This window comes from Frankia sp. R82 (genome assembly GCF_023716925.1).
Classification (GTDB): Bacteria; Actinomycetota; Actinomycetes; order Frankiales; family Frankiaceae; genus Frankia.
In genome coordinates, this window is record NZ_JAMQQG010000057.1 from 1 (window position 1) to 15,419 (window position 15,419).

Sequence of the window (15,419 nt, forward strand, 5' to 3'; positions counted from 1 at the left end):
GTCGGCGCCACCCCCCGTGAGCTGGACGCCGCCGCCGCCGCGGTGATCCGCGAGGCGGGGGCCATCCCCCCGTTCCTGCACTACCAGCCCGGGTTCGCCCCCACCCCGTTCCCGGCCGTGACCTGCGTGTCGGTCAACGACGTGATCGTGCACGGCATCCCCGGCGACACCCCGCTGCGCGCCGGCGACCTGGTCAGCGTCGACTGCGGCGCCACCCTGGACGGCTGGACCGGCGACGCGGCGATCAGCTTCGTCGTCGGGGCGGCGCGTCCCGGCGACCTCGAGCTCATCGACACCACCACCGCCGCCCTGCACGCCGGGATCGCCGCCGCCGTGCCGGGGGGACGCCTCGGCGACATCGGCGCCGCGATCGGCGCCGTCGCCCGCGCCGGCGGCTACGGCATCCTGGCCGGCTTCGGCGGCCACGGCATCGGCCGGAGCATGCACGAGGACCCGCCCGTGGCCAACGAGGGACGCCCCGGGCGCGGCCTGGTCCTGCGCGAGGGCCTGGTCCTCGCCCTCGAACCGATGCTGCTCGCCGGCGGCCGGGACACCTGCCACACCGACCCCGACGGCTGGTCGCTGCGCACCACCGACGGCAGCCGGGCCGCCCACGTCGAACACACCGTCGCCATCACCGCCGACGGGCCCCGCATCCTCACCCGCCGCTGGAACCCGCCGCCGACTCCCGCGACCACCAACCCCTTTTGACAATCCGCACATTGCGACAATGGCGCCGTCCGCACACCCGCCCCACTGTCACCTTTTCGTGAAACAGTGCCAATCCGTCTCCCGGGCGGGACGAAGGAAGCGCCCGAACCCCCGAACGGGTCACGTTGGAGACATACCCCCTGCCTGTGGTGTCGGCAAGAGGAACAATGTCCTGGATGGATACCGTGGGGACGAGAGCGCTTTCACCAAAGCCCTGTACAGACCCCCCTGCGCACGCGATACCGTGCCGAGCGTCACACGGGCGGCACCCGTCGCAGCACGTCCATCCGCAGGCAGGCACCCTGCGGCACCCGGCCGGCGCGGACCGCACCGCGACGGCCACCGCGGCGGCGCGGCACACCCCACCGCCGGCAACGTGAGGGGAGGCTGACCATGGACTCCGTCGAACAGTCAGGAACCGGCGCGGGTGCCGGCGCGGGCATCGCCCCCGGCGCCGACGCCACCGCAGACGCGGCCCTCGCGTCCGGTTTCGGCCTGCCCGACCGTCACGGCCTGGCCGCCGCCGCCCGCGCCGCCGCCATGATCTCCCGGGAGATCGCCTACGCCGACCCCGACCCGCTGGCCCTCAGCGAGATCGACGAGCGGCTCTACCGCTACGCCACCACCCTGCTCAGCGCCCCCCACACCGACCTGCTCGGCCCCGTCATCGGCGACTGGCGCCGCGTCACCGCCGCGCTGGGACGCCGCCTGTCACCTGCCGTGCACTGCGAACTCACCCGCGCCGCCGGCTACCTGTCGTTCTGTCTGGGCTACCTGGCCGCCGACACCGGCGACGACGCCTCCGCCCGACGCTTCGCCACGCTGGCCGCCCAGTACGCGGCCCACCTCGACGACCGGCTGCTCACCGGCACCGCCCACAGCCTGGACGCCTTCGTCGCCTTCGCCGGTGGTCGCCTCGACGCCGCCCGCGCCGCCGCCGCCCGCGCCGCCGCCGTGCAGCATCCCGCCCTGCACGGCTGGGCCGCCGCCCACCAGGTCCAGATCGCCGCCGCCACCGGCGACGAACCCGCCCTCGAAGCCGCCCTGTTCGCCCTGCGCGACCGCCCCAGCGTGCCGGCGTTACGCACCCATGGCTGGCCGCCGTTCGACGAGGCCCGCGAGGCCTGCGTCGTCGCCGACGCCATGTGGCGCCTGCGCGTCCCCGGCGCCCGCTCGGCCGCGCGCCGCGCCGTCGCTCTCACCACCCCCGACACCCTCGAACGCGGCTGGGCACTCGGCTCGCTGGCCGCGACCCTCGTCCACGACGACCCCACCGCCACCGGAGCCGCCCTCGACGAAATGGTCGCGATCCTCGACCTGCGCCCCTCCCGGGTCCTGGCCGGCCGCGTCCACGAGATCCTCCTGCTCATCTCCGCCCCGCCCCAGGGCGGCGGCACCCCCCGCCCCGCCGGCCTGGGCTGACCCGCCGCACCCGCGGCGCAGCTCCAGGACGCCGCCACCGGCGCCGGCGCCGGTGGTGGCGGTGGCGGTGGCGGTGGCGACCGAAGGCGGTCGCTCAGACGGCGACGCCCTGCTCGGCGACGACCGACGTCGGGGTGAGCCGCACCAGCAGCTCCCCGGGCACCCCGTTACGCGCCCCGTACGCCGGCGCCGCGGCCGCACCCATGTACCGGGCGGCGATCCGCGTCGCCCACGCCCGCACCTCGTCGAGATCCTCGCTCAGGCGCACCGTCCCCGACAGCGTCACGAACGCAAACGGCGCCACCTCGTCATCCACACACAGCGCCGCCACCCCCGTGCGCGCCAACGCCCGGCCCTTCACCGAGGACGCCCCGGTGTTGAACACCACGTCGTCGCCGTCGAGCAGGAACCAGACCGGCGCCACATGCGGACGCCCGTCCGCCCGCACCGTCGCCAGCTTCCCCGTGCGCGTCCCCGCCGACACGAACGCCTGCCACTGCCCCGCACCCATCGCCACCATGCCCGGCACCCTACGTCGCAGGCACCGCCCCACCCGGCCACCCGTCTCCGTGGCCGCCCCGCGGGTCGCCGGGACGCGGTGGCCACGGGGCCGTGTCTCCGTGTCTCCGTGCCTGCGTGCCTGCGTTGGACGGCGACCATTTCACAACGTCACGGATTCCTGCCGAGGCGGAGTGAAGGTTCCGGCACACCGATCCTTCACCAGGCCTCGGCAAGAACGGATCATGGCTTTCGGTTGCCCGCGCCGGAGCTGTTTTCGTCCATGTCTGCGTGGAACGTGATGACATGTCTACATCTCGACGAGTCAGGGCCACCGGTGGGGCCGGACCCGCGGATCGTGGGGTTGCCACGGCCGACGTACGCGGCAGGAGGCAGAGCCGGAGCACGGACAGACCCGCCCCCGCGGCGACACCATCGACGGCCGGCGGCTCAGGCGCGGGCGCGCAGCGAGTACATCAGCGGGACGCGAGGCTGTCCGGGCGGGAGACGGTAGCCGTCCGGGTCGCGGTGCAGGGTCGCGAACCGGGGGAACAGGGTCCGGTCGTGTTCGTGCAGGAACTCCAGGCGCAGGCCCACCGCCGCGATCGCGCTGAGCACCCGGCCGAGCGTGTGCGGGAACTGCACGGTGACGTTGTGAGCGGTGGCCGCCGCCCGATCGGCATAGCTGCCGGTGCCCGAGCCCTGCTCAGGCCGGTCGTCGAAGTAGTCCATGGCCACCGTGCGCCCGTCGGCCTCGTCCAGAATGTTCGCGAACGGATGGAACTCCACCAGATACAGCACCCCGCCGTCGCGCAGCAGGGCACGCACCACCCGCGCCCAGCCCTCGAGGTCCGGCAGCCAGCACAGCGCCCCCAGCCCGGTGTAGACCACGTCGAACCGCTGCCCGTCCAGGGCCTCGACGGCGTCGTACACGTCCGCGGCGACGAACCGCGCCGCCGCGCCGACCTCGACCGCCAGCGCCCGCGCCGCCGCCACCGCCACCGCCGAGAAGTCCAGGCCGGTGACCCGGGCGCCCCGCGACGCCCACGACAGGGTGTCCAGGCCGAAGTGGCACTGCAGGTGCAGCAGGCTGCGCCCGTCCACCGGGCCGAGCTCGTCGGCCTCGAAGTCACGCAGCACGTCGGGACGGCGACGAAACCCTGCCACGTCGTAGAACGACCCGGACAGGTGCAGCGGCACCAGTTCGTCCCAGTGCGCCCGGTTGAGCATCCGCCAGTCCGCACCAGGCGCCCCGGCAACCGGCCGCGAGACCGAGGCGCGCCGCGTCCGACCGGTCATGCCGCGGAGGTCAGGCCCGCGGCGGCGCGCAGCCGGTCGCCGCGGCGCACCAGCAGACGCTCGGCCAGCGCGTCGGCGCGCTCGATGTCCTCCAACGTGGCATGGGTACGCGCCTCCACCTCCAGCAGCGCCGCGAGCAGCTCCACCGACAGTCGGGTCCGCGCCGCCACGCGCGCCACACTCGGCGGCAGTGCCGCCGTCCCCGCAGCCGGGTCGGGCGCCCCACCGGCCGGTCCGGTCGGTGCCCCCGACCCACGCGACGACGTCACCCACGGTGCGGGCGACCGGGAACCCTGCGGACGCCGATCAGCGGCGCGGACCGCACCCGTGCGCGCCGACCAGGCGCCGGACGAGGCCGGACGGGGCGGGGAAGCGGACGGCACCGGACGCGGACGCAGACGGGGGGACAGGTGCAGCGAGGCCATGCATCAGTGATACCGCAACGGATACGCACCGCCACCCCTTGACTTCCCGGCGCAGCGCAGGATCAGACTTTCCCCACAGGACGTCCACAGGCTCACACCACGTTACCCACCGCCCCGTCGACACCTTTATCCACATGTCGATCTTCATGTGAGCAGAGTCACATCACCGGGGTCCTCCGGGGAGATGTCCGCACCGGTCACCCGGCGGCGGCCACCGTGGGGGTGAGGATCATGGGGGTGAGGGCGGTGTCGACCAGGCGCCGCACGTCGGCGGCGACCAGCGGTGCGGACGCGAACAGCACACTGTAGGTGATCGGCGCCATCACCGTCTCGACGATCCGGGCCACCGGCGGCACCTGCTCACCCCGGTCCCGCGCCCGCTCGACGATGATCCCCAGCTGCTCGCGGACATACGCGTCGCAGCGGCCCGCCGGCAGCTCCGGCGCCGACGAGGCGGCCACCACGTCGCGCAGCACCGCCCGGCCCGTCGGCGACGACACCTCCTCGAGGTACCCCCCGACATAGGCCAGCAGATCCGCGTGCAGCCCCCCGGCATCAGGCGGGGGACGATCCGGGCGTAGCCGTTCGGCGGCGACATCGGCCAGCAGCTCGGTGAGATCCCCCCAGCGCCGGTACACCGTCGACGGTGTCACGCCCGCCCGCGCCGCCACCCGCGGCACGGTGATCTCCCCGCGGGGACGCTCGGCCTGCAACGCCCGCACCGCCTGGTGCACCGCGGCCTGCACCCGCGCGCTACGCCCACCCGGACGCGGACCCTCGGGACTCACGTCTCGAGCGTAGTGCACAACCCCCCAGCGCCGCGCAACATCTTTGCGTTAACGGGTGGGGTGGGCTACCGTCCCCACTAACGCAAACTCGTGGCTTTAACGGGGTGGGTGGTGGCCCACACCCCTCCAGCTGCCAGCCGTCCGGTGGAAGGGACCCCGATGCCCGTGCCCCCCGCACCTCCCACCACCCCGCCCGACGCCCGCGCCACCGGCCACGTGCCGGCGGGCGCCGAGCCCACCGCAGGCTCCCGCACCAGCCTGCCCTCGGAGCCATCGAAGCGAGCGGGCAGCCGGGTCGCGGGCCGGCTCGGGCCAGCTGCCAGTTTCACCCTGGCCGCCTCGATGCTCACCTCCTTCCTCGCCTCCTCCGCCGTCCCCACCCCCCTGTACGCCGTCTACCAGGCGCACTGGGGGTTCTCCCCGATCACCCTGACCATCGTGTTCGCCGTCTACGCCCTGGCCGTGCTGGGCTCCCTGCTCGTCGTCGGCGGCCTGTCCGACCATCTCGGGCGCCGCCCCGTGCTACTCGCCGCCTGCGCCGTGCAGATCCTCGCCCTGGCCGTGTTCGTGCGCGCCGACGGCGTCGGGGAGCTTGTGGCCGCCCGGATCGGGCAGGGGCTGGCCACCGGCACCGCCATGGGCGCCCTCGGCGCCGCCCTGCTGGACCTGCACCACACCCGCGGCACCCTGCTCAACGCCGCCGGCTCCTTCGCCGGCATCGCACTGGGCGCCCTCGGCTCGGCCCTGTGCGTCGCGCTGCTGCCCGCACCCACCCGGCTCGTCTACCTGATCCTGCTCGCCGTCGTCGCCGCCCAGGCCGCCGGCGTCCTGGCCATGACCGAAACATCACCCCGGGTCCCCGGGGCGCTGGCCAGCCTGCGACCACACCTGAGCCTGCCCGGCCCGGTGCGCCGCGTCCTGCCCGCCGCCGGGCCCTGCCTGGTCGCCACCTGGGCCCTGTCCGGCTTCTACTTCTCCCTCGGCCCGGCCCTGGCCCGCAGCGTCGCGGGCGCAGGCGCCGCCACCGGCCGCCACGCGATCGTGCTCGGCGGCCTCGCCGTGCTCGCCCTGGCCGGCACCGCCGCCCTCACCGTCGTCCTCGCCCGCACCGCCCCAGCCGCCACGATGATGCTCACCGGCCTCGTCGTGCTCATCGTCGGCGTGGCCCTGACCCTGCTCGCCGTCGCCGCCGGCTCCACCGCCATCCTGTTCACCGGCACCGTGCTCGCCGGCGCCGGCATCGGCGCCGGCGTCCAGGGCAGCCTGCGCGTCGTGCTGCCCCTGGCCACCGCCCATGAACGCGCCGGCGTCCTGGCCACCGTCTACGTCCTGTGCTACCTCGCCCTCGGCGTGCCCGCCGTCGCCGCCGGCTGGCGGGTCACCCACGTCAGCCTCGAACGCACCAGCCGCGAATACGGCCTGGCCGTCATCGCCCTGGCAGCCCTCGCCCTCGCCGCCCTGCTGCGCCTACGCCTGCGCCGCCCCGACCCGGCCTGAACGACCCGGTGCGCATCACACCGGACATCCACCGGGCACGCCCGGCCCCGCCGTCGCGGTCAACCAGAAGATCGTGACGTTGGTCAGTACGGCGTCCCGGTCGATGGCGCGCGGTCCGGGTGGGATCCCAGTCCACGAGTGGCACCCAGCGTTCCCCCAGGTAGGACAGCTACAGTCCACCACCACGCCGGTCCTCGACGGACATCCGGTGGTACGCCCTACGCCGGTGCCTGGAAGCCGCCGATCGTCTGCTCGAGCAGTTCGGCCAGCCGCAGCGGGGTGCGGTCCTCGAACATCGGGCCGATGAGCTGCACTCCCACCGGCAGGCCCGTGGGGGACCGGCCCGCAGGTATCGCCGTGGCCGGCAGGCCCGCCAGGGTGGCCAGGCCGGCCCAGACGAGCTGGTCGAAGTACGGGTACCCGACGCCGTCGATGTCGATCCGGCGTTCCAGCGGATGGGGAGTGTGGTCGTGACCGAACGCGGGAGTCGGCGTGATCGGACACACCACGACGTCGAACGCGGCGAACACCTGCCGCCAGCCATGGCGGTGCAGCTCGCGACGGGTGTTCACCTCGATCCAGTCGCGGTGGCTGAACACCATGGCCCGCAGCCGCGCCGCGTCGAGACTCCGGTCGTCTGCGCTCAGCCCGGCCGCGCGGGCCCGCAGCTGCTCGTATGCCTCGACGGGAAAACGCGCGACGGAGCCCGAGAACAGCAACTGCGTGTAAAGCGTCGCGGCCTCGGCCAGATCGGGCAGCAGCGCAGTGTGCCATGCGACGCGGGCCCCACCATCGACAAGCGCGTCGGCCACCCGGTGCACGCCTGCCCGCACCGCGGACCCGGTCGGCAGGAGCGGATGTTCGTCGAGGACCAGGACCCGGAAGTCAGCGAGGCGCCCGTGGCGCGCGGGCGGCAGCGCCACGGTGTGCGCCACACCGAGCGTCAGCGGGTCCGGCCCGGCCATGACGTCGAGCAGGAGGGTGAGATCGCGGGCAGTGCGCGCCATCGGACCCACGACGGCGAGGTCGAGGTCGACCGGCAACGCCGGCGCGGGAGGTGCGACCATGCCGCGGGTCGCCGCCAGCCCAAGGGTCGGCTTGTGCGCGTAGACACCGCAGAAATGCGCGGGGGTGCGCAGCGAACCGGCGAGGTCGGAGCCGAGCGACAGCGCGCCGAACCCGGACGCCAGGGCCGCCGCCGATCCACCGGAGGAGCCGCCCGGCGTGCGACCGTGATCCCACGGATTGTTCGTGGTGCCGTAGATCTCGTTGAAGCTCTGGATGTCCTGCAGCCCCAACGGCACGTTGGTCTTGCCGAGCACCACCGCGCCTGCGGCCTTGAGCCGCGACACCTGCACCGCGTCCTCGGCCGGCAGATAGTGCGCGTACTGCGGCATGCCCCAGGTCGTGGGCAGACCGGCGATGTCGTAGGACTCCTTGACCGTCACCGGAACGCCGAGCAGCGGCCGGTCCCCGCCGCGGGCACGCGCCCGGTCGGCGCCACGCGCGGCGTCCAGCGCACGGTCGAAGTCCGGCACGCAGACCGCGTTGATCACGCCGTCGTCCCGCTCGATACGGGCGATCGCCTCGTCCGTCAGCTCCACCGAGGTCACCTCACCGGCACGCAACGCGGCCGTGAGCTCTTCGGCGGACCGCAACCCCCACTCCATGATTCCGACGCTACCGACACCCAAAAAAGGCCACGAAATGTCGATTTGGGCAACATGGAGAAGAGCAGTCAGACCAGGTCCTACGAGTAGGCCGACAGATCGGGGTGGGCCGGCCGCCGCCGCGCCCACCCCAGCGTGCCGGGGGCATGCTCCTCCAGGGCGACCGTCGCCGCACGGCTTAGCTGTTGGCTGGCAGGTCCGTACCGGCACCGCGTCGACGCACGGTGACCAGGTCGTGGCGGGCGGGCGGCAGGGTCGGCTCGGCTTGCCCTTCGACGACGAACCCGGCGTCGGCGATCATCTGCAGGTCGTCGGCGCCGGCCTGTCCCTCGCTGGTGAGATAGTCACCGAGGAAGATCGAGTTGGCCAGGTGCAGGGCCAGTGGCTGCAGGCCACGCAGGTGGATCTCACGGCCGCCGGCCAGGCGCACCTCCACGTCGGGGAACATGAACCGGAAAAGTGCCAGGATCCGCAGGCAGCGGTGCGGGGTCAGCTCCCAACGGCCGGCCAGCGGAGTCCCGTCGAACGGAATGAGGAAGTTGACCGGCACCGAGTCCGGGTCCAGCGCCCGCAGTGCGAAGGCGACCGCGGCAATGTCCTCGTCGGTCTCACCCATGCCGAACACCGCCCCCGAACACGGCGACAGCCCGGCCGCCGCGGCCGCACCGACCGTGCGGACCCGGTCGTCGAAGGTGTGCGTCGAGCAGATCTGGCTGTAGTTGTCCTCGCTGGTGTTGAGGTTGTGGTTGTAGGCATCGGTGCCGGCCGCAGCCAGCCGCTCGGCCTGACCGGGCCCCAGCAGACCCAGACAGACACACACCTCCACCCCGGGAGCCGCGTCCTTGATCGCGGTGACGGTGTCGGCGACCCGGTCGATGTCGCGTTCCCCCGGGCCCCGACCGCTGGCCACCAGGCACACCCGCTTCGCTCCGGCCGCGATCGCCTGCCGCGCACTGCCGGCTGCCTCCTGCGGGCTGATCCACGAGTACGTCAGGATCGGCGTGCCAGAGCCGCGCCGCTGGGAACAGTACGTGCAGTCCTCGGGGCACAGGCCGCTTTTCATGTTCACCAGATGGTTCAGCTTCACCCGGTTCGCGAAGAACTCCCGGCGGACCCGCCCCGCCGCCGCGACGACATCGAGGATCACCTCGTCACCGGTGGCCAACACCGCGAGGACCTCGGAGCGGGACGGAATCTGACGTCGCAGTGCCTTCGCCCGCAGCGTGCCGAGCAGCTCATCCACGTCTGGCTGTGTCATGCGACCATGGTCCACACTCCGCCACGGACAGCACAATGCCGACCCGCGACACCTCTGCCCGCCGAGGTTTGTCGTCCCCGACACCGCGCTACCCACCAAAACCCGGCCAGACCCGTCCCGCTGTGCCCTCACCGCACGTTGCCGGCCGCTGGGATCGGCCTATCGGGCGCGGACAGCCGGTCCGGCTACGTCTACCGGAACGAGCATTCGAGACTTCAGAAAACGGGTTGGCGGCGATACGCACCCTTCTGCCAGGGTTGACCGGTGGTCGACGAGCTTCCCGCAGGTCTGACGATGCGCCATCCCACCCCCGACGACCAGCGGCGCGTCCTGGCGGTCATGGACGCCTGGTGGGCGGGCTTTCAGGGTGACGCCGGGTCGCTGCAGCGCAGCCTGCTGCTCCCGCGGCTGTACTTCCAGCACTTCACCGACAGCAGCTTTCTGGTAGAACGCGACGACGGCCGTCTGGCCGCGTTCCTCATCGGGTTCGTGTCACAGTCCCAGCCCGAGATCGCCTACATCCACTTCGTCGGGGTCGATCCCCTGCTGCACCGCCGCGGTGTCGGTGCGCTGCTCTACCGGCGGTTCTTCCGCCTGGCGGCCGCCCGAGGCTGCCGCCAGGCGCGGTGCGTCACCAGCCCCGGCAACACGGCCTCGCTGGCGTTCCACACCGGCCTCGGCTTCCAGGTCGATCCCGGGGACACCACGATCGACGGGGTCGCCGTCCACCGCGACTACGACGGACCAGGACTTCCGCGCATCGCCTTCACCCGGATGCTCACCGACCCGATCTCGCCGCCCCCGCCGGCGACCACAGACGTGCGGGTCTGCTTTCTCGGGGACTCCTTCACCGCGGGTGTGGGCGATCCCACCGGCCTGGGCTGGGTCGGGCGCCTGGCCGCACACACCGAGAACACCGGCCTGCAGCTCACCGCCTACAACCTTGGAATCCGCGGAAACACCTCGGCGCAGATACGGGCCCGGTGGCGCCAGGAATGCCTCCCACGCCTGTCCGCGGCGCCGCAGGGTCGGCTGGTGCTGTCCTTCGGGGTCAACGACATGACCCACGACGGCCAGGGCCTGCGTGTCCCACCCGAGCAATCGGTCGCCAACCTCAGGGCACTGCTCACCGAAGCACTGCCGATCCTTCCTGTTCTGATGGTCGGACCGCCGCCCTCGGGAGACCCGGGCAGAGACGACCGCGTCGCCGCACTCGACGAGCAGTACGCCCACGTCTGCGCGGCCACGAACGTTCCCTACATCCCTGTGTTCGCCGCGCTCAAAGACCAACCGTCCTGGCAGCAGGGGATCGCCGCCGGCGACGGCGCCCACCCCGCCGCAGCCGGCTACGAGCAGCTCACCAGCATCATCGTTGACCCCTGGCGGCGGTGGCTCAGCCATCCCATCCAGGATTTATAGGACACACCTGCCATCAGGTCAGGCGGCGGTCGTAGTCGGCCCGCGAGGAGCATCGGATCGAGCGGGTAGCCACACCGTCGGCCAGGGCGCCTGTGCTTCCAGGTCGGCGGCGAGGGCAAGAAGGTGCTCGTCGGCGCCGCGGCGAGCGACGAGCTGGACGCCGACCGGGATGCCGTCGTGGGTGCTGGCGAGGGGCAGTGAGAGAGCGGGCTGGCCGCTGAGGCTGGACGGGAAGCAGAAGGCGCCGGCGTGCTGAATGCCGGGGTGCTCACCAAGGGGCCAAGGGGGTTGCCGCATCACCGGGGTGACAAGGATGTCGTGGTCGTCCCACCAGCACAGGGGCCGCGCCGCGGCTTCACGGACATGTTCGGCCGCTTGTGCGGCACGTTGACGTGTGGGAGCAGGACCGGCTCGGAGTTGTGTGAGGGTGCCGGGTTCCAGGTCGCCGTCGCGCAGCACGCGTCCGAGCTGGCGTGCCAGCCAGGCGGCCTGGCTGGCACGGGTCAGGGCCACCATCGCCGCGAGGTCATCAGCGATGGGGTGCAGCAGGTGAGTGAGCGCGCGCGGGTGGTCCTCCTCGACCCGGTGCCCGAGGCCCTCGAGCAGACGGCCGGTGCGTACGACCGCGGCGGCGCAGTCGGGATGCACGTCGAGGCCGAGGATCGGGTCGCGGGTCCTCGCCGCTCGCGGGAACCTCGGAGGGTACGCGGCCTGCGGTGGGCTTGAGCGCTGGGACACCGCAGGCACTTGCCGGGTAGCGCAGCGAACCGGTCGCGTCGGCGCCGGTCGCGACGGCGGCCATCCCGGCGGCGACAGCTGCGGCCGAGCCGCCGCTCGACCCGCCTGCCGTGAGACCTGCCGCCCAAGGGTTGTGGGTGGGGTGCAGAGCGGCGGGTTCGGTGGTGCTGCCCGAGGACAGCTCGGGGACATTGGTCTTGCCGATCGCGACGAAGCCTGCCTCCAACAGCCGGCGGGTCAGCGCGGTTGTGCGCGTGGAGCGATAGCCAACCGCGTGCAGTGCCGCGGTCCCGATCCAGTGCGGCGTGCCGGCAAGGTGCTGGCCGGCATCCTTCACCACCGGCCAGACGCTCGCGGACACTGCGGCGGCGACTCCCGAGGGCCAACCGACCCGGCGTGATCGGGTCCGAGCCCTTGCCGGCGCGGATCAGTTTCCGCACCTCGCCACCGTGCTGGACGCCGCCACCCATAACCAGGAAGCACGCTTCACGCTCGGACTACGCACACTCCTCGCCGGCCTCGACCAGCAACGCGCAGCACAGACAGGTGGCTGACAGGCGTATCTACCGCACTACTCAGGCTGGTACCCCAACCCGTCCTTCGCCTTGCCCGTCCCGGCGTCAGCGGGCAGTGCCAGGACCAGCCGGAGCGCGCCGACGAACGTCGGCTGCCGGCGCAGCGCGCCGTAGCGGCGATCCCAGGCGCCGGAGTCCAGATCCGAGCGCAGCCGGGCAAGGCCCTCTGCGGCCACCGCCGGATCCACGAAACTCCACACCGACTGGCAGGCGCGTACCGCCGGATCGAGGAAACGTTCCGGCCGGCAGTAGAACGCCTCGTTGAAACCGTCCACACAGTCCGCGGGAACGGGCACCTCCGCCACCGTCACCACACCCGCCAAAGCTGCCCGGATGCGGGCGATCGACGGAAAACGGGGCCGGTCGGCGACCACCAGCTGCGGCACATAGTCGACAAGCCACAACCGGTCCAGCGCCGCACCGTCGAACGTCAGCACCACGACCGGCCCGCGGCTGACCCGCCGCAGCTCCCGCAACCCCCGCTCCGGATCCGACCACTGATGGACGGTCACCATCGCCATGGCCGCATCCACGCTGCCGTCGTCGAACGGCAGATTCTCGGCCACCGCGTTGATCGCCGGCGCCAGGTGCGACGCCCGGGCAGCCCGCATCGCCGCCGACGGCTCCACCGCCAGCACATGACGATCAGCAGGCTCGTACGAGCCGGTCCCCGCGCCCACGTTGAGCACCGTGCGCGCCCCACCCAGCGCGCCGTGCACCAAGGCGGCGATCCGCGGGTCGGTACGACGCCCGTACACGTAGCCACCCCCATGGATGTCGTAGTCGACGTCACCAAACGTCACACCAGGCGTCACCGGGACTCCCCTCACCGGATCACGGACTCCCACCCATCATCGCGCCGCACCGATCACCCCGCGGCCGATTGACTGTTACTCGGTCGTGGGCGAGGACGGTGTCGCGGCGGGGCTGCTGTTGTGGGGGATCGGTTTCTCCCAGAGCAGGAGGTAGCGCCAGAACAGCAGGCGTCGCACCCGCGCGCCGGGCAGCACCGCGGTGGCCACGCGAGCGGCCTGGCGGGTGGTCAGGGGCGGGTCCAGGACCACGGGCATGCCGGTGCGCGTGTGGTGTTCCTTCGTGAACGCGTTGCCGCCCCGCAGCAGTCTGTCCGCGTGGAAGAGGACGCCGAGCAGGCGATGTCCGACCATCGCGATGATTTCGACGAGCCATTCTCGGCGCAGGTCCATCCGGGGGAGGACGACGGCGGCCAGGACTCCTCCGGGTCGCAGCGCAGCCGCGAGCACCTCCAGCGCATTCTCCAACGGCATGTGATGCAGCGCGGTGATCGAGACGATCGCGTCGTAGTCCCTGCCCGGTAGCGGGTCGACCAGCACGTCGGCGAGAACGCAGGTGACGTTGCCGGGGGTGTGCCGCGTCGCCTGCTCGATCATCCGCGCGGAGCGGTCGACGGCGTCGACGTGGTCGACGCGTGGGGCGAGCCGGGCCGCGAACGCTCCGCTGCCGCAGCCGACGTCGAGCACCCGCCGGCAGGACCGTGGCAGATGGCGCAGCAGCAGCCGCTGATAGTAGGCGTTGTGAGACCAGTCGAGCACAGCCGACACTATGCCGCTGCACGGTCGCCGCCCCGCGGGCGGCCCTGGCCACGGTCACCCCTGAAGGCTCGCCTTCCCCGGCCACGGCCGCGGTGCACCCGGATCCACCCCGATCACCGAAAAGGCTGTGGTGCCGACGTCAAAGGCCCGTCAGGACACGAACAAGTGCCGACCGGCCCGCAGGCCCCCAATGCGGCTTTCCGCCGGGCAGGCCGCGGTCCCCGTTCTGGCCCATCAGCATCAGAAACAGGCTCTTCATCGCGGCCAGCCCACGCGCCCGTCGTACCGCCGCCGGGTCTGCCTGCGCGTAGCTGTTGAACAACCGTGCGGCGCCACCTGCGGGGAGCAGCAGCCAGGCGGCCGCCAGGTCCCATGCCGGGTCGCCGGCGCAGACCGCGCCGAAGTCGACGATGCCCGCCAGTGTTCCGCCCGTGACGACGACGTTCGCGGGATGCAGGTCGCCGTGCACCCACACCCGCGGGCCCTCCCACGCAGGAGCCGCCACCGCGTCGTCCCACACGGCCCGGATGTCGTCCTCGGAGAAGCGGCCGAGGTCCACGGCCTGCAGGAACCTCTCGAAGCCGTGTGTGCAGCTCCTGGGGTGAACGCCGACGTCCGAGGCGTCCGGCGCGTCGGCGGGCGCCGGCGCATGCAGCGCTGTGAGGAAGGCCGCCAGCGTGTCGGCCGCATGGTCGCCGCGGCTGATCGAACTGTGGTCCAGCGGCGTGCCTTCAACCCAGGTCATGACGGTCCAGACCTTGGGGAAGCGCTCGGACGGTACCCCGCTGCGCACCGGGATCGGGATCGCAAGCGGCAGGCGCGGGGCCAGCACCGGCAGCCAGCGGCGCTCCTTGAGCTGCAGATCGGGGAGTGTGTCCATCCGCTGCATCCGGACGGCCAGTGCGTCCCCGAGGCGCCACATCTGGTTGCCCCAGCCGCCCTCCACCTCGCGGATAGGCAGCTCGGCCAGGTCTGGATGCTGTTCCCGCAGCAGGTCGCGGACCAGATCCTCGCTGATCTCACGCTCGGATTCGATCATGCGAAGTCACAGTACCTGAGGTGGTATGGAGCCGACGAAAAACTGCAAAGCCGGCCCCAACGACGAGACCGGCTTTGCCTACGCTCGGCGGCTACGGTATATGCCGCGCACGCCACCCCAGATGTCCCGTTCACCCCGACCAGCGAGATAGCCGCGATCACCTGGTGGGACGGCACCACGCTGCCCCCCGGCCGCATGCAGCCTCTGGACGTGTGCCTGGGACGGCTGGCACGCCCCGCCGTGCGCCGAGCTGATCAAGACGCGTTACAGCATCTGACCGGCCGGATCTCCACAGTCAACCGGCCCGCGGCTGACACGTCCCGGTGAGGGCCAGGCAACCGAGGTGCGGCTCAGCGGCGCCAGGGGGAGCGGGAGGTGCCACGCGGCAGGGGTTCGGTGGCCGCCCAGATTCGCCGCCAGCGGGCGCCGGGCGTCCCCGGTGCGCCGCGTAGCCGGGCGTTGACCGACACCGGTGTGCCCGGCGCACCCGTCCCCGCTCGGGAGGCGCC

At 72.5% G+C, this 15,419-nt stretch carries 15 protein-coding genes and 1 pseudogene; 5 read left to right on the forward strand and 11 right to left on the reverse strand.

The features are described 5' to 3' along the window. The coding region (map, locus tag ND747_RS13010) for a type I methionyl aminopeptidase (protein WP_251733787.1) at nt 1-711 on the forward strand (711 nt) is incomplete at its 5' end. Nucleotides 712-1,104: 393 nt separating this feature from the next. Continuing rightward, complete coding sequence (locus tag ND747_RS13015; RefSeq protein WP_251733788.1) at nt 1,105-2,133, forward strand: hypothetical protein; 1,029 nt, start codon at nt 1,105-1,107, stop codon at nt 2,131-2,133. 94 nt (nt 2,134-2,227) lie between these two features. On the opposite strand, the gene ND747_RS13020 is transcribed toward ND747_RS13015, so the two are convergent. From ND747_RS13020 to ND747_RS13035, 4 genes are all read right to left on the reverse strand, one after another. Further along, nucleotides 2,228-2,653: a PPOX class F420-dependent oxidoreductase gene (locus ND747_RS13020; RefSeq protein WP_251733789.1), complete on the reverse strand. Its 426-nt coding sequence runs from the start codon at nt 2,651-2,653 to the stop codon at nt 2,228-2,230. A 428-nt stretch (nt 2,654-3,081) separates the two neighbouring features. Further along, nucleotides 3,082-3,930 carry a bifunctional 2-polyprenyl-6-hydroxyphenol methylase/3-demethylubiquinol 3-O-methyltransferase UbiG gene (locus ND747_RS13025; RefSeq protein WP_251733790.1) on the reverse strand — a complete coding sequence of 283 codons (849 nt, stop codon included), beginning with the start codon at nt 3,928-3,930 and terminating at the stop codon, nt 3,082-3,084. After that, nucleotides 3,927-4,199: a hypothetical protein gene (locus tag ND747_RS13030; RefSeq protein ID WP_308204621.1), complete on the reverse strand. Its 273-nt coding sequence runs from the start codon at nt 4,197-4,199 to the stop codon at nt 3,927-3,929. Before ND747_RS13030 ends, ND747_RS13025 begins: the two co-directional genes overlap by 4 nt. A gap of 353 nt (nt 4,200-4,552) precedes the next feature. Further along, nucleotides 4,553-5,143: a TetR/AcrR family transcriptional regulator gene (locus ND747_RS13035; RefSeq protein ID WP_251733791.1), complete on the reverse strand. Its 591-nt coding sequence runs from the start codon at nt 5,141-5,143 to the stop codon at nt 4,553-4,555. Nucleotides 5,144-5,302: 159 nt separating this feature from the next. Here ND747_RS13035 and ND747_RS13040 point away from each other — a divergent pair, with 159 nt between their 5' ends. Continuing rightward, the gene (locus tag ND747_RS13040) at nt 5,303-6,640 is read left to right on the forward strand and encodes an MFS transporter (RefSeq protein ID WP_251733792.1); all 1,338 of its coding nucleotides are present in this window, start codon (nt 5,303-5,305) and stop codon (nt 6,638-6,640) included. Nucleotides 6,641-6,858: 218 nt separating this feature from the next. Here ND747_RS13040 and ND747_RS13045 read toward each other — a convergent pair whose 3' ends face one another. Further along, on the reverse strand, nt 6,859-8,310 hold the full coding sequence (locus ND747_RS13045) for an amidase (protein WP_374216219.1): 1,452 nt from the start codon (nt 8,308-8,310) through the stop codon (nt 6,859-6,861). Nucleotides 8,311-8,488: 178 nt separating this feature from the next. Beyond that, on the reverse strand, nt 8,489-9,568 hold the full coding sequence (gene bioB, locus ND747_RS13050; protein ID WP_251733794.1) for a biotin synthase BioB: 1,080 nt from the start codon (nt 9,566-9,568) through the stop codon (nt 8,489-8,491). 264 nt (nt 9,569-9,832) lie between these two features. Between bioB and ND747_RS13055 the strand changes: the two genes are divergently transcribed. Next, nucleotides 9,833-10,987, forward strand: coding sequence for a GNAT family N-acetyltransferase (locus ND747_RS13055; RefSeq protein WP_251733795.1), 1,155 nt, complete (start codon nt 9,833-9,835; stop codon nt 10,985-10,987). An 18-nt stretch (nt 10,988-11,005) separates the two neighbouring features. On the opposite strand, the gene ND747_RS13060 is transcribed toward ND747_RS13055, so the two are convergent. Both ND747_RS13060 and ND747_RS30105 read right to left on the reverse strand, forming a co-directional pair. After that, nucleotides 11,006-11,725: an amidase family protein gene (locus tag ND747_RS13060; RefSeq protein WP_251733796.1), complete on the reverse strand. Its 720-nt coding sequence runs from the start codon at nt 11,723-11,725 to the stop codon at nt 11,006-11,008. Nucleotides 11,726-11,744: 19 nt separating this feature from the next. Continuing rightward, nucleotides 11,745-12,086 (reverse strand): annotated as a pseudogene (locus tag ND747_RS30105) (amidase family protein); the annotation flags it as partial. On the opposite strand from ND747_RS30105, the gene ND747_RS13065 reads away from it, so the two are divergent. Then, entirely contained in the window at nt 12,031-12,279 is a 249-nt protein-coding gene (locus tag ND747_RS13065) for a TetR/AcrR family transcriptional regulator C-terminal domain-containing protein (protein ID WP_251733797.1), read from the forward strand. The pseudogene ND747_RS30105 and the gene ND747_RS13065 sit on opposite strands and share 56 nt — an antisense overlap. Nucleotides 12,280-12,296: 17 nt before the next feature. Here ND747_RS13065 and ND747_RS13070 read toward each other — a convergent pair whose 3' ends face one another. The 3 genes from ND747_RS13070 to ND747_RS13080 form a co-directional block, all read right to left on the reverse strand. After that, on the reverse strand, nt 12,297-13,115 hold the full coding sequence (locus ND747_RS13070; RefSeq protein WP_251733798.1) for a methyltransferase domain-containing protein: 819 nt from the start codon (nt 13,113-13,115) through the stop codon (nt 12,297-12,299). Nucleotides 13,116-13,190: 75 nt separating this feature from the next. After that, nucleotides 13,191-13,871, reverse strand: a complete 681-nt coding sequence (locus tag ND747_RS13075) for a class I SAM-dependent methyltransferase (RefSeq protein WP_251733799.1) — start codon at nt 13,869-13,871, stop codon at nt 13,191-13,193. A 139-nt stretch (nt 13,872-14,010) separates the two neighbouring features. Beyond that, nucleotides 14,011-14,910 carry a phosphotransferase gene (locus tag ND747_RS13080; RefSeq protein WP_251733800.1) on the reverse strand — a complete coding sequence of 300 codons (900 nt, stop codon included), beginning with the start codon at nt 14,908-14,910 and terminating at the stop codon, nt 14,011-14,013. Nucleotides 14,911-15,419 lie beyond the last annotated feature (509 nt).

Bases quoted from the DNA above. Each gene is read 5' to 3' on its own strand.
- ND747_RS13025 (WP_251733790.1), bottom strand. From the start codon at position 3,930: ATGACCGGTCGGACGCGGCGCGCCTCGGTCTCGCGGCCGGTTGCCGGG.
- ND747_RS13020 (WP_251733789.1), bottom strand. From the start codon at position 2,653: ATGGTGGCGATGGGTGCGGGGCAGTGGCAGGCGTTCGTGTCGGCGGGG.
- ND747_RS13015 (WP_251733788.1), top strand. From the start codon at position 1,105: ATGGACTCCGTCGAACAGTCAGGAACCGGCGCGGGTGCCGGCGCGGGC.
- bioB (WP_251733794.1), bottom strand. From the start codon at position 9,568: ATGACACAGCCAGACGTGGATGAGCTGCTCGGCACGCTGCGGGCGAAG.
- ND747_RS13040 (WP_251733792.1), top strand. From the start codon at position 5,303: ATGCCCGTGCCCCCCGCACCTCCCACCACCCCGCCCGACGCCCGCGCC.
- ND747_RS13080 (WP_251733800.1), bottom strand. From the start codon at position 14,910: ATGATCGAATCCGAGCGTGAGATCAGCGAGGATCTGGTCCGCGACCTG.
- ND747_RS13045 (WP_374216219.1), bottom strand. From the start codon at position 8,310: ATGGAGTGGGGGTTGCGGTCCGCCGAAGAGCTCACGGCCGCGTTGCGT.